Origin of the sequence: Agromyces chromiiresistens, from assembly GCF_029167465.1 — a bacterium.
GTDB classification, from domain to species: domain Bacteria; phylum Actinomycetota; class Actinomycetes; order Actinomycetales; family Microbacteriaceae; genus Agromyces; species Agromyces chromiiresistens.
This window is the reverse complement of record NZ_JARFNL010000007.1, coordinates 53,080-66,752: the sequence shown is the minus strand read 5'-3', so window position 1 is coordinate 66,752 and position 13,673 is coordinate 53,080. Positions and strand designations below refer to the sequence as shown.

The 13,673-nt window shown below is 70.1% G+C and carries 11 protein-coding genes; 6 read left to right on the top strand and 5 right to left on the bottom strand.

The window, feature by feature from the left end:
- Position 1 precedes the first annotated feature (1 nt).
- The 3 genes from rpsF to PX701_RS17270 form a co-directional block, all read right to left on the bottom strand.
- Positions 2-373 carry a 30S ribosomal protein S6 gene (gene rpsF / locus PX701_RS17280; RefSeq protein ID WP_275506992.1) on the bottom strand — a complete coding sequence of 124 codons (372 nt, stop codon included), beginning with the start codon at positions 371-373 and terminating at the stop codon, positions 2-4.
- Between the two features lie 274 nt (positions 374-647).
- Positions 648-1,607: a hypothetical protein gene (locus PX701_RS17275; protein ID WP_275506991.1), complete on the bottom strand. Its 960-nt coding sequence runs from the start codon at positions 1,605-1,607 to the stop codon at positions 648-650.
- A 247-nt stretch (positions 1,608-1,854) separates the two neighbouring features.
- Positions 1,855-3,291, bottom strand: coding sequence for a CCA tRNA nucleotidyltransferase (locus PX701_RS17270; RefSeq protein WP_275506990.1), 1,437 nt, complete (start codon positions 3,289-3,291; stop codon positions 1,855-1,857).
- A 76-nt stretch (positions 3,292-3,367) separates the two neighbouring features.
- On the opposite strand from PX701_RS17270, the gene PX701_RS17265 reads away from it, so the two are divergent.
- The 6 genes from PX701_RS17265 to PX701_RS17240 all read left to right on the top strand — a co-directional run bounded on the left by PX701_RS17265 (position 3,368) and on the right by PX701_RS17240 (position 11,464).
- A complete protein-coding gene (locus PX701_RS17265; protein ID WP_275506989.1) occupies positions 3,368-5,833 on the top strand; it encodes a DUF6049 family protein in 2,466 nt (821 codons plus the stop codon).
- Positions 5,826-7,442, top strand: coding sequence for a murein biosynthesis integral membrane protein MurJ (gene murJ, locus PX701_RS17260; RefSeq protein WP_275506988.1), 1,617 nt, complete (start codon positions 5,826-5,828; stop codon positions 7,440-7,442). The genes PX701_RS17265 and murJ overlap by 8 nt, the downstream gene beginning before the upstream one ends.
- A 142-nt stretch (positions 7,443-7,584) precedes the next feature.
- Positions 7,585-8,559, top strand: coding sequence for a thioredoxin-disulfide reductase (gene trxB / locus PX701_RS17255; RefSeq protein WP_231429253.1), 975 nt, complete (start codon positions 7,585-7,587; stop codon positions 8,557-8,559).
- A gap of 63 nt (positions 8,560-8,622) precedes the next feature.
- Positions 8,623-8,946: a thioredoxin gene (gene trxA, locus PX701_RS17250; RefSeq protein ID WP_231429252.1), complete on the top strand. Its 324-nt coding sequence runs from the start codon at positions 8,623-8,625 to the stop codon at positions 8,944-8,946.
- 142 nt (positions 8,947-9,088) lie between these two features.
- Entirely contained in the window at positions 9,089-10,441 is a 1,353-nt protein-coding gene (locus PX701_RS17245) for an aminotransferase-like domain-containing protein (RefSeq protein WP_376930000.1), read from the top strand.
- 51 nt (positions 10,442-10,492) lie between these two features.
- Positions 10,493-11,464 (top strand): D-alanine--D-alanine ligase family protein, encoded by a 972-nt coding sequence (locus tag PX701_RS17240; protein WP_231429250.1) that lies wholly within the window; start codon positions 10,493-10,495, stop codon positions 11,462-11,464.
- Positions 11,465-11,549: 85 nt separating this feature from the next.
- Here PX701_RS17240 and PX701_RS17235 read toward each other — a convergent pair whose 3' ends face one another.
- The gene (locus PX701_RS17235) at positions 11,550-12,533 is read right to left on the bottom strand and encodes a ParB/RepB/Spo0J family partition protein (protein ID WP_231429249.1); all 984 of its coding nucleotides are present in this window, start codon (positions 12,531-12,533) and stop codon (positions 11,550-11,552) included.
- Positions 12,533-13,426 (bottom strand): ParA family protein, encoded by an 894-nt coding sequence (locus PX701_RS17230; RefSeq protein WP_275507034.1) that lies wholly within the window; start codon positions 13,424-13,426, stop codon positions 12,533-12,535. Before PX701_RS17230 ends, PX701_RS17235 begins: the two co-directional genes overlap by 1 nt.
- Between the last annotated feature and the right edge of the window lie 247 nt (positions 13,427-13,673).

The following is a 13,673-nucleotide window of genomic DNA, read 5'->3' as shown; positions in this document are numbered from 1 at the left end:
ACTAGGCGTCCTTCTTCGCAGCGGCGGCGGCCTTCTTGGCGGCCTTCGCCTCCTGCGCCTTGGCGTACGCGGCGACCTGGGCGATCGCCTCTTCGGCGCGGAGCACCTTCGTGCGCATGACGGCCTCGCTGAGGTTCAGCTGGCGGTCGAGCTCGTTGGTGGTCGCCGACTCGGCGGTGAAGTCGACGACGGCGTAGATGCCCTCGGACTTCTTGTTGATCTCGTAGGCCAGGCGACGACGTCCCCAGATGTCGACCTTGTCGACGGTGCCGCCATCGTTACGGATGACGTTGAGGAACTTGTCAAGGCTGGGAGCAACGGTGCGCTCGTCGATCTCGGGATCGAGGATGACCATCAGCTCGTACTGGTGCATGACTAACCCACCTCCTTCGGACTCAGCGGCTACAGGATCTCTGCAGCAGGAGGGTTGTGCATACGTCGCGTCGTGGAGGCCGCGCAATGCGGCACACGGGCAACCTGTCAATGGTAACGGATGCCTCGCGCTCGCGCCATTCGAGCCCGCACCCGCACCCGCACCCGCACCCGCACCCGCGAATGTTCCCGTTTCGACCGAGCGTCGCCGCGAGGGGGGTACTTCTCGGCTGGAAAGGCCACACTCGTGCGGTGCGAGCGGAAGAGCAACACCGTCACCGCCGCTCGCGGAGCGGGCGCAGCCCCGCACGGCGGAGTTCGGCGTCGAGCAGTGGGGGCCGTACGGCCGCCGTCCAGTCCCAACGGGCTCCGAACGGGCGATGATGACGCACGCGGTTCTCACGCTCCTTCTCGAGCAGCACCGCCTCGGCCGTCGTGCGCCCCTTCAGGTACTCGGGCCGAACGTACTTGCCGCGTCCGTCGAATTCGCCGAACACCCCGAACTCCGGCCAGTCGAAGTCGACGATGTCGCGACCGCCTCCCGGTCGTGGGAATGCGACCTGCAGCTCGGGTGCCGGGTAGCCGAGCAGATGCATGTTCGCGCGACTGACCGATTCACCGGGCGAGCCCGACCTGGGGTCGCCGAACGCCACGGCGATGCGCGCCGAGCGCACCCCGCGCCGCCCGGGAATCGCCTCGATCGCCTCGAGCAGGTGCTCGCGCGAGACGCCCGCGAGCGCCGGATGATGCGGATGCATCGTCGCCGCGCCGAGCGCCACGTCGACGACCGCGACCGCCGCGGCGAACGGGAGCGCCCGTACGAGGTCCACGACGGTTCGCCGGAAGCTCGTCACGAGGAACCCGTCGTGCTCGACGGTCTCCTCGTCGGCGACCGGCTCGTGGTGCCACGTGACGCCGTTCTTGCTGCGGACCCCGGAGCGCTCCGGCGCGACGAGATGGACGGCGCCGTGGTGCGGGCCGACGATCGGCAGGCCCCAGACGACGCCGGCCGACACATTGCAGAGCACCGCATCGACTCGCCGCGTCTCGAGCACGGCGCTCACCCTCATCAGGTATCGCTCGTCGTGTCCCGCCGACCGCCACGTCTCCGAGTTCACGAAGACACCGCGGCGCAGGCGCGTGAGCTCGCCCGAACTGGCTCGCGGGGCGCGTCCTTCGAGCGCGAGCGCCCGCGTCGTGACGAGCTCTGCCCGGCGCCGGTCCGTTGAATCCACGCCGCAACGCTGGCACGAATCGCCACCTCCGCCCGCGACTGAACGCGCTCCGTGCACCGTCTGGCCGAAGCATCCGGTGTGGAGGACCAGTGACGACGAGAACGTGCGCGGCGAGCGTTGCCGGGCCCACCGAAGGTTGCCGATCTCGCCGCCACGCTCGGTCGGAACGGTCACATCCGCGTGGCCGCCGCGCGGCGCGTCGCGGCGCGTGGCCGCCGCGCGGCGCGCGCTGCGCGCCCGGCGCGCGCTACTGCTCGCGCGCGGCCCACCAGGCGAGCAGGCGCTCGCGCGCGGCCTCCTCGCCGATCGGACCCTCGTCGAGCCGCACGTCGAGCAGGTACTTGTACGCCTCGCCGACCACCGGGCCCGGCCGGATGCCGAGCGCGGCCATGATCTGCTGGCCGTCGAGTTCGGGCCGTACCGAGGCAAGCTCCTCCTCCTCGGCGAGCCGGGCGATGCGCTCCTCGAGGTCGTCGTACGCGAATGCGAGCTGGTCGGCCTTGCGGCGATTGCGGGTCGTCACATCGGCCCGCGACAGGATGTGCAGGCGCTCGAGCTGCTCGTCCGACCCCGCGTCGCGCACGTAGCGGCGCACGGCCGAGTCCGACCACGAGGCATCCGCGTAGCCGAAGAATCGCAGGTGCAGCTCGACGAGCCGCCCGACCGCCGCAACGGTGTCGTTGTCGAACCGCAGCGCCCGCAGGCGCTTCTTCGCGAGCTTCGAGCCGACGACGTCGTGGTGGTGGAAGCTCACCGCCCCGCCCGACTCGTACCGGCGGGTGGCGGGCTTGCCGATGTCGTGCAGCAGCGCGGCGAGGCGGACGACGAGGTCGGGCGATTCGAGCACGCCGCGCGAGATCTCGTAGTCGATGGCCTGCTCGAGCACGGTGAGGCTGTGCTCGTAGACGTCCTTGTGGCGGTGGTGCTCGTCGCGTTCGAGGCGCAGCGCCGGCACCTCTGGCAGCACGCGATCGGCGAGCCCGGTGTCGACGAGCAGGCGGATGCCTCGGGCCGGCGACCTCGTCGACAGCAGTTTCGACAGCTCGTCGCGAACGCGCTCGGCCGAGATGCGGTCGATCTCGGGTGCGAGCGCCGACATCGCCGAGAGCGTGCCCTCCTCGACGTCGAAGCCGAGCTGGGCGGCGAACCGTGCGGCGCGCATCATGCGGAGCGGGTCGTCGCCGAACGACTGCTCGGGCGCGGAGGGCGTGCGCAGCACCCCGGCGAGGAGGTCTTCGATGCCGCCCGACGGGTCGACGAGCTCGAGCCGGGGCAGGCGCAGCGCGAGCGAGTTGACGGTGAAGTCGCGGCGGGTGAGGTCGCCCTCGAGCGAGTCGCCGAAGACGACCTCGGGCTTGCGCGACTCGCCGTCGTACGAGTCGGCCCGGTACGTCGTGATCTCGACGGTCTCGCCGGCGATCTTCGCGCCGATCGTGCCGAACTGGCGGCCGATGTCCCAGTGAGCCTCGGCGATCGGCTTGACGATCGCGAGGATCTCGTCGGGCGTCGCATCCGTCGTGAAGTCGAGGTCGTTCGTGGACCGCCCGAGGAAGGCGTCGCGCACTGGCCCGCCGACGAGCGCGAGTTCCCGTCCGGCGCGCTCGAAGGCGGCCGCGAGCGGTGCGACGGTCGGCGAGGCCGCCGACTCGGCCAAACGGTCGAGGGCTGTCGCGACACTCTGCATGCCCCCTATGTTAAGCGGGCGTCGTGCGCCGCCGTTCCGAGCGGATGCCCCGCCCCCGACCCGTAGAATCGCCTGCATGGCAGCCGACTCGACCCCTGCGCGCGCGCGCGGCGATCGGCTCACCCACCGTCGGGGCGTCGTGCTCGGCGTCGCCGCCGCCTCGGTGATCGCGGTGATCGCCGCCCCCCTCGGCGCGCTCGCCCTCTCCGGCGGAGCCTCGTCGGCCGGGATCGGCGACGCCGCCTCAGCGCAGGCACGTGCGCAGGCCGAAGCCGTTGCGTCCGCCGAGGCGGAGGGCGTCAGGCTGCACCTCGCGCCCGCGACGTCGACGACGATCGACCCCCGCAGTCCGCTCACCGTGCAGGTCGAGCTCGACAACGCCACCGCCGAGCAGCTCGCCGCCGGCACGCTGCGGCTGACCCGGGCCGAGGAGCCGATCGACGACGCCGACGAACTCGACGCCTGGTTCGGGGTCGGCGACGGCACGCCGCCGTCCGCCGTCGAGCTCGGCACGGCCGAGTCCCGCGCGACGAGTGCCGGCGGATCGACCACGGTCACGTTCACGGTCCCGTCGAGCGCGCTCGGTGACCCCACGGCGCCCGTCATCGGGCTCGGCGCGGAGCTCGTCGTCGACGGCACGGTCGTCGCGACCGGCGCCGACGCGTTCGCGACGCCCACGGGCACCGCCGGCGCGAAGACCACGGTCGCGTTCGCGTATCCGCTCACCATCCCCGAGCAGACGACGGGCATGATCGACGCCGCGACCCTCGAGGAGTGGACGGCGCCGCTCGGCCTCCTCAGCCGGCAGCTCGACGCCGTCGCCGACCGGCCCGTCGCCATCGGCATCGACCCGCGCATCATCGCGTCGATCCGTGCGCTCGGCAGCGCCGCTCCCGAGTCGGCGACCGCGTGGCTCGCACGGCTGGGCACGGTCACGAACGAGATCTTCCCCCTGGCCTACGCCGACGCGGATGTCGCGCTGCAGGCGCAGCTCGGACTGACCACGATGCTCGCGCCCACGAGTTTCAGCGACGTGCTCGACCCGTCGTCGTTCACGACGCCGATCGAACCCGAGCCCGGCACGGATGAAGGCGAACAGGCGCCGATCGACGAACCGACGCCCACGGCCGACGCGACCGTGCCGGCCACCCTCCCCGCGACGACGACGCCCACCGACGGCCCTGCCGACACCCCGACGCCGACGCCGACCGAGACGCCGGCGGTGCCCGGCGAGGTGCCATCGACCGAGGCGCTGCTCGAGTGGCCGTACACCCGCACCGATCTCGCCTGGCCGGCCGACGACACCGTCGCCACCGGCGACCTCGGCCGACTCGACGCCGCCGGTCTCACGACGACGATCCTCGCTCCCGGCAACGTCGCGCCCACCGACTCGGCCGTCTCCGCGACGGCCTCGATCGACGGCTCGACGGCACTCGTCGCCGACGCGAGGATCACCGCGCCGTTGCGCGAGGCATCCGCTGCCGGAAGTGACACGGCGTGGCGCTCGGCGACGGGGCAGCTGCTCGCCGAGTTCGCCGTCGCGCCGGCCGCGGGCGGGCCGGCCCTGCTCGCGACCTTCGACCGCGATGCGGGCGAGCACTCCGTGCGGGTGGCCGCGACGCTCGGGCAGCTGACGAACGACGCGTCGGTGCAGCCGACCGGCCTCGCCGGAGCGATCGGGGCTCCGCCGGTGGCGCGCACGCTGGTCGACGAACCGGAGGACCCGCAGCGCACGACGACCGCTCAGCGCATGCTCGACCTCGAGGCCGAGGTGGGCCAGTTCTCGACCGTGCTCGACGATCCGCGCCTCCTCACCGGCCCGGTGCGCCGCGACCTGCTCGCGCTGTTCGACGTCGCCTGGCTCGCCGACCCCGCTGCCTGGGACGCGGCGGCCGCCCAGTGGCTGGCCGACCGCCGAGCGACGCTCGCGGGCGTCTCGGTCGTGCCGTCGTCGAGCGTCAACATCTTCGCCCGCGAGTCGCCGTTGCCGATCACCGTGCTCAACGCGCTGCCGTACCCGGTGACGGTCGTCGTGTCGGCCGACCCGTCGAACGGTCGCCTGGTGGTCGAGGACAGCGTCACCGAGACGATCCCCGCCGAGTCGCGCAGCACGGTGCAGGTCCCGATCGCCGCCGGCGTCGGCCGCGGCGAGGTCACCATCGCGATCTCGCTGGCCTCCCCGACCGGGGTCGCCATCGGCCGTACCGTCTACATCAGCGGCAACGTCCAGGCCGACTGGGAGGGCCTCGGCGCCGTCATCCTGGCCACCGCCGTCGTGCTCTTCTTCGGGTTCGGCATCTGGCGCAACATCCGCCGCCGGCGCAAGCAGCGCGCGGCCGAGGCGAGCAGTGCGATTGCGGAGAGCGGGGTAGCGAAGTCGGCGGAGGCCGGCGGTGCCGCCGACGCGGCGGAGATTGCGGATGCCGCGGCTGCGGTCGAAGCCGGCGACGATGCCGGAGAACGCGAAACCGCCCGAGCCGGTGTCGACACCGCAGAGCGCGCCGACGAGACCCAGGACGACGAGGACCCGAAGCGTGACTGACGACCATATCGGCAAGGCGAGCCTGTTCCTGGCCTCGGGAACGCTCGTCTCCCGCATCCTCGGGTTCGTCAAGGCGATCGTGCTCGCGGGCACCATCGGTGTCGTCAGCTCCGTCAGCGGTGATGCGTTCGCCGTGGCGAACGGGCTGCCGAACACCGTCTACGTCATCGTCGCGGGCGGCGTCCTGAGCGCCGTGCTCGTTCCGCAGATCGTCCGTGCTTCGGCACACGCCGACGGCGGCAGCGGCTACATCAACAAGCTGCTGACCCTCGCGATGGTGATCCTGCTCGGTGCGACGGTCGTCGCCACGGCACTGGCCCCGCTGCTCACCACGCTCTACGCCGGCACGAACAAGACGATGCTGCCGCTTGCCATCGCCTTCGCGTGGTGGTGCATGCCGCAGATCTTCTTCTACGGCCTCTACACGCTGCTCGGCGAGGTGCTCAACGCCCGCCGCAGCTTCGGCCCGTTCACCTGGGTACCGGTGCTCAACAACGTGGTGGCCATCGCCGGCCTCCTCGTCTTCGGCCTGATCTACGGCTTCGACCCCGACGGCCAGCGCGAGGTCGCGGACTGGACGAGCGGCATGGTCGCGCTGCTCGCCGGCTCTGCGACGCTCGGCATCGCCGTGCAGGCGCTCGTGCTGTTCTGGTTCTGGCGTCGCGTGGGCCTCCGCTTCCGGCCCGACTTCGCCTGGCGGGGCGCTGGCCTGCGCGCGGCCGGCAAGCTCGCCGGCTGGACCTTCGGCATGCTGCTGCTCACGACCTTCGCCGGCATCGTGCAGTCGCGCGTGTTGTCCATCGCGTCCGGCTACGGCGCATCGGTCGCAGCAGTCGACACCGCCTGGCTCGTCTTCATGCTGCCGCACTCGGTCATCACGGTCTCGATCGCGACCGCCTACTTCACGCGCATGAGCGAGCACGCCGCCCGCGACGATCTCGGTGAGGTCCGCTCCGATCTCTCCAGTGCGATTCGCGGCGTCCTCGTCATCCTCATGCTCGCGGCAGCAGGACTCATGGTCGTCGCGTACCCGTTCGGCGCGGTGTTCCAGACCGGACTGGCCGCGGCATCCGCGATCGGCAACATCCTCATCGCCTTCGCCCTCGGACTCGTGCCGTTCAGCCTGCTGTTCGTCGTGCAGCGCACGTTCTACGCGCTCAACGACACCCGCACGCCCTTCTTCTTCACGCTCTTCCAAGTGGTCGTGTTCACGATCGCCGCGTTCACCTGCCTCATCCTGCCGCTCCCCTGGATCGGCGTCGGCGTCGCGCTCGCGACCACCGTCGCCGTCATCGCGCAGTTCATCCTCGCGACACTGCTGCTGCGTCGTCGGCTGACCACCCTCGACGGTCGACGGATCGGGGTGGCGATCGTCCGCTCGCTCATCGCGCTCGTCCTCCCGGTCGCCGCGGGCCTCCTGCTGCTCGTCGTGCTCGGCGGAACCAGCCAAGGCGGTTTCGCCGTGTCCGGCAGGTTCGGCGCCATCGTCTCGATGGTCGTCATCGGTGCCGTGATGTCGGCGCTGTACTTCGGCGGCCTCTGGCTGCTGCGCTCGCCCGAGTTCCGCGGCTTCGCCGAACCGGCACTCGCCCGACTCCGTCGACGCTGACGTCCGGGATCGCGCGTCGGCCGCGGCATCCGTCACACGGGCGTCGCGTTCGGGCCGCCGGAATACGCGACGCCTAGACTGTGTTGACCATGGCGTGACATCCGGATGCCTCGGATGCCACTTGCACGAGAGGGAGCACCCGTTGCGCGACATCATCATCATCGGTTCGGGCCCGGCCGGGTTCACCGCCGCGATCTATGCGGCCCGCGCGCAGCTGAAACCCCTGCTCATCGCGAGTTCCGTCGAGATCGGCGGCGAGCTCATGAACACCACCGAGGTCGAGAACTACCCCGGCTTCCCCGAGGGCATCATGGGCCCCGACCTCATGACGGCGTTCCAGCAGCAGGCCGAGCGCTTCGGCACCGAGGTCGTGTACGACGACGTGGTCGAGCTCGAGCTCGAGGGTCCCGTCAAGCGCGTCAAGCTCGGCAACGGCGGAGTCGAAGAGGCGCGCACGATCATCTACGCCACGGGCTCGGCCTATCGCAAGCTCGGCCTGCCCGAGGAAGACGTGCTCTCCGGCCACGGCCTGTCGTGGTGCGCGACCTGCGACGGCTTCTTCTTCCGCCAGAAGACGATCGCGGTCGTCGGCGGCGGCGACTCGGCGATGGAGGAGGCGACGTTCCTCACCCGCTTCGCCGACAAGGTCTACGTGATCCACCGCCGCGACTCGCTCAAGGCGTCGAAGATCATGCAGCAGCGGGCCTTCGACAACGAGAAGATCGAGTTCATCTGGAATGCCGAGGTCGCCCGCCTGCTCGGTGAAACCGCCGTGACCGGTGTCACGCTGCGCGACACCGAGACCGGCGCGGAGCGCGACCTGCCGCTCGACGGCCTGTTCGTCGCGATCGGCAACGACCCCCGCACGCACCTCGTGCACGGCAAGCTCGACCTGACGCCCGAAGGCACGGTCGCGGTCGCCGGCCGCAGCTCCAAGACGAGCATCGAGGGCGTGTTCGCCGCCGGCGACGTCATCGACCCGCACTACCGCCAGGCGATCACCGCCGCCGGTTCGGGCGCGGCCGCCGCGCTCGACGCCGAGCACTACCTCGCCTCGATCGGCAACGAGAACGCGGCCGAGGCCGTGCTCGAGAGCGAGTTCGCCGTCGTCGACTGACACTCGGCATCCCATCGACACCGGATCAGCCGGTATCACGACGTTTCAACCAAGGAGAACGCAATGAGCGCACGCGCTGTGACCGAGGCCACCTTCGAGCAGGAGGTGCTCAAGAACGACAAGCCCGTGATCGTCGACTTCTGGGCCGAGTGGTGCGGCCCGTGCCGCGCGGTCAGCCCGATCCTCGACCAGATCGCGACCGAGCACGCCGACAAGATCGACATCGTCAAGCTCAACGTCGACGAGCACCCGAGCCTCGCCATGAAGTACCAGATCACCGCGATCCCCGCGTTCAAGGTGTTCCAGGGCGGCGAGGTCGTCAAGAGCTTCGTCGGCGCCAAGCCCAAGCCGGCCCTCGAGGCCGACCTCGCCGCCTACATCTCGTAGTCGGCGGTCGCATCGTACGAAGGACCCGTCCGGCACCAGCCGGGCGGGTCCTTCGTCGTAGCGGGATGCCTCGTGCCGCGTGCTCCGCGCTCGGACACGGGCTCCCGTAACCCGTCGATCCGCCGGTTCTCCGGCAACTAGCATGGAACTCCTGAGCAGAACGGATAGCGCAGTGACCTCTGACGGCGTCCCCCAGCGGACCGGCAACAATCTCGACCCCTGGTACGCGAATTACGCCGAGCGAGCCGCCGGGTTCGCCGCCTCAGAAGTCCGGGCCCTCTTCGCCGTCGCCTCGCGCCCCGAGGTCGTCTCGCTCGCCGGCGGCATGCCGTTCGTCTCGGCGCTGCCGCAGGACCTGATCACGTCGTCGATGGACAAGGTCATGCGCGAGCAGGGCCCCGTCGCCCTCCAGTACGGCGGGGGAGCGGGCGTCCCGGTGCTCCGCGAGCAGATCCTCGAGGTGATGGCGATCGAGGGCATCGACGGCACGGTCGACAACGTCGTGACGTCGACCGGGTCGCAGCAGGCGCTCGACTTCGTCGCGAAGCTGTTCCTCGATCCTGGCGACGTCGTGCTCGCCGAGGCGCCGTCGTACGTCGGCGCGATGGGGGTGTTCCGCTCCTACCAGGCGTCGGTGGTGCACGTCGCGATGGACGAGAACGGGCTCATCCCCGAGGCGCTGCGCCAGACCATCGCGCACCTGCGCGGGCAGGGTCGGCGCATCAAGTTCCTGTACACGATCCCGAACTTCCACAACCCGGCCGGGGTGACGCTGTCGGCCGAGCGCCGGCCCGAGATCCTCGAGATCTGCCGGGCGAACGAGATCCTGGTGCTCGAGGACAACCCCTACGGGCTGCTGCACTTCGACGAGCCGGCACCGAACGCGCTCCGTTCGCTCGACCCCGAGGGGGTCATCTACCTGGGTTCGTTCTCGAAGACGCTCGCGCCCGGGTTCCGTGTCGGCTGGGCACTCGCGCCGCACGCGATCCGCGAGAAGCTCATCCTCGCGGCCGAGTCGGCCGTGCTGTCACCGTCGTCGTTCAGCCAGCTCGTCGTCTCGGAGTACCTCGCCACCGCCGACTGGCGGGGCCAGATCGACACCTTCCGCGGCGTGTACCGCGAACGCAAGGACGCGATGATCGAGGCGCTCGGGGAGTACCTGCCGCAGTTGTCGTGGACGAACCCGAACGGCGGGTTCTACGTGTGGGTCACGATGCCCGATGTCCTCGACTCGAAGCAGATGCTGCCGCGCGCGGTCAAGGAACTCGTCGCGTATACACCCGGAACGGCATTCTTCGCCGACGGCCGCGGTCGTCACGCCATGCGCCTGTCGTTCTGCTACCCGACGCCCGAGGCCATCCGCCTCGGCGTCCGCCGCCTCGCGACGGTCGTCAACGGCGAACTCGACCTGCTCGACACCTTCGCTGGAACGGGCACGCTGCAGCTGCCGCTGACCCCAGGCGTCGAACAGGCGCCCCCATCCGACCTCAAGTAGCCCGCGAACCAAACCGTCACGTCGATTCGAGCACTGGAGAAACCCCTGATCATGAGCGAATCTGCTGGTCTTCTCGTCGTCGTCCTCGCCGGCGGCATCTCGCATGAGCGCGACGTCTCACTTCGTTCCGGGCGACGCGTCGCCGATGCGCTCACGGCGGCCGGGCACCGCGTGGTCCTGCGCGATCCCGATGCCGGGCTCCTGCCGTACCTCGCGGCCGAGCGTCCCGATGTCGTATTCCCCGCGCTGCATGGATCGAGCGGAGAGGACGGCTCGCTGCTCGACCTGCTCGCCGCGCTCGACCTCGCGACCGTGGGCTCGACCGGTGCAGCCGCCCGGCGCGCCTGGTCGAAGCCGGTCGCGAGCTCACTGGTCGCGGGCGCCGACGTCGCGGTCCCCGAGTCGATCGTGCTCTCGCACGAGGCCTTCCGCGAACTCGGTGCGGCGAGCGTGCTGCGGGTCGTGCGCGAAAGGCTCGACGGCGACCTGGTCGTGAAGCCCGGCTCCGGCGGATCGGCGCAGGGCGTCTCGATCGTCGACCACCCCGACGCGCTCGCTCGCGCGATGGTCGAAGCCTTCACGTACGACGACATCGCCGTCGTCGAGCGCCGCATCGTCGGCACCGAGATCGCGATCACGGTCGTCGACACCGGCGACGGGCCGGCGACGCTGCCCGCGGTCGAGATCGAACCGACGGCCGGGGTGTACGGATTCGACGCGCGGTACAACGCGGGGGAGACCACGTTCTACGCACCGTCGCGACTCGGCGACGACGCACTCGCGAACGCGACGGCGGCCGCGATCACCGCACACTCGACCCTCGGACTCCGCGACCTCTCGCGCGTCGACTTCATCGTGGATGCCGCGGGCACACCCTGGTTCCTCGAGGCGAACGTGCTTCCGGGGCTGACCGAGACCTCCCTCGTTCCACTCGCGATCGAGGCATCGGGATCGACGGCCTCGACGTTGTACAGCGAACTCGTGCGGGCGGCGCACACGCGTCAGGCGGCTCGGCGAGCGTGACGAACGAGGGCCCGTTCCACTGGAACGAGCCCTCGAAATCGACGGTTTTCAGTTCGTCAGGAGCCATTCTCCCGACGAGTCGTGATCACACGCCGTCGAGTTCCTCGCCCAGCTCCGTGAGAATTCGACGAAGGTCCTGAACGGTCGCGAAATCGATGCTGATCTGGCCTTTTCTGGCGCCCAAAGCGATCTTGACCCGCGTGTTGAGCCGATCGCCGAGTCGGGTCGCCAGATCGTCCAGGAAGTCCTGTCGCTTGCCGGCGGATGGCTTCACTCGCGCGGCCGCCTTCGGCTCCTGCGAGGCGATCGACTCGGCGGCGCGCACCGAGAGCTCCTCGTTCACGATCTTGTCGGCGAAGCGCTGCATCTCGGCGGCGTCACCGACCGAGAGGATCGCGCGAGCGTGCCCGGCGGTGAGCACGCCGGCTGCCACGCGGAGCTGCACGGGCTCGGGGAGCTTCAGCAGGCGAAGCGTGTTCGAGATCTGGGGACGCGAACGCCCGATGCGGTTCGCCAGTTCCTCCTGCGTGATGCCGAAGTCGGCCAGCAGCTGCTGGTAGGCCGACGCCTCTTCGAGCGGGTTGAGCTGCGATCGATGCAGGTTCTCGAGCAGCGCATCGCGCAACATGTCCTCGTTGGCGGTGTCCTTGACGACCGCCGGGATGGTGTCGAGGCCGGCGGCCTTCGTCGCACGGAGCCGACGCTCGCCCATGACGAGCTCGTACTTGCCGGGCTGGTCGGGGTGCGGGCGCACGACGATCGGCTGCAGCACGCCGAACTCTCGTACGCTGTGCACGAGCTCGGCCAGATCGTCGGGGTCGAAGACACTCCGCGGCTGCACGGCATTCGGCACGATGTCGTTCGGGTCGAGGCGCGCAAGCCGCGCACCGGGAACGGTGACCAGCTCTTCGGCGGACGCCGCTTGCTCCACCGCAGCCACCGCCGTGGCCGGCGTCGAGTCGGCGTCGGGGAAGAACACATCGACCGGGCGATTCGCCCTCGTGCTCTCATCGACTGTCGGAATGAGCGCGCCGATGCCCCGCCCGAGTCCGGTTCGCTTGCTTGCCATCAGTTCGACTCCTCGGTCTTCGCAGCGCCACGTCGGGCGATCTCGGCTGCCGCCTCACGGTACGAGAGCGACCCGCTCGACGCGAAGTCGTAGCTGATCACGCTCTGGCCGTAGCTCGGTGCCTCCGACACACGAACCGATCGGGGAATGATCGTCTCGAGCGTCTGGGTGGGGAAGTGGTCGCGAACCTCCTGTGCCACCTGCTGTGCCAGGTTGGTGCGGGAGTCGTACATCGTGAGCAGGATCGTCGAGAGTCGCAGCTCGGGATTGAGGTGCTTCTCGATGAGCTCGATGTTGCTGAGCAGCTGCGAGAGCCCCTCGAGTGCGTAGTACTCGCACTGGATCGGGATGAGCACCTCACGAGCTGCCACGAACGCGTTGATCGTCAGGAGTCCGAGCGACGGCGGGCAGTCGATGAAGACGTAATGGTACGGCTCGTCCATCGAGGCGAGGTGGGCGTCGAGCGCACGGCGGAGTCGCTGTTCGCGGGCGACGAGCGAGACGAGCTCGATCTCGGCGCCGGCCAGGTGGATGGTCGCCGGCACGCAGTCGAGGTCGTCGTGCTCGGTCGACGGCTGGATGACCTCGGCGAGGGGAAGGTCGGAGACCAGCACCTCGTACACGCTCTTCTTCTCCGAGCGGTGGTCGACGCCGAGGGCCGTCGACGCGTTGCCCTGCGGGTCGAGGTCGATGACGAGCACTCGGGCTCCCGAACGCGCAAGCGCGGCCGCGAGATTCACCGCGGTCGTCGTCTTGCCGACGCCGCCCTTCTGATTCGAGATGGTGAGCACGCGAGTCTGCGCCGGACGGGGGAGCACAGCCTCCTCGAGCGCGATGCGCCGACGGGTCTCGTCGGCAAGTTCGTAGGCCAGGGGAGTTCCTCCGTGATCGATCGATGTTTCACGTGAAACATCGGTGGTGGCATTGGGCTGCGTTGCAGCAGGCGCTGCTTGCGCCTGAGCGGATGACTCGGTGGGCGCCGCGTCCTCGGCGGGAGTGGTCGGCTCGGCGGGAGCGCTGGTCTCAGCGAGCGCCACGTCAGGCGCGACCGCCACGGCCGGCACCTCTTCCTCGGGCGCGGGCTCCTCGAGCGCGGTCGCCGCTGCGACCTGCGACATCGGTGCCGCCGTGAGTTCGACC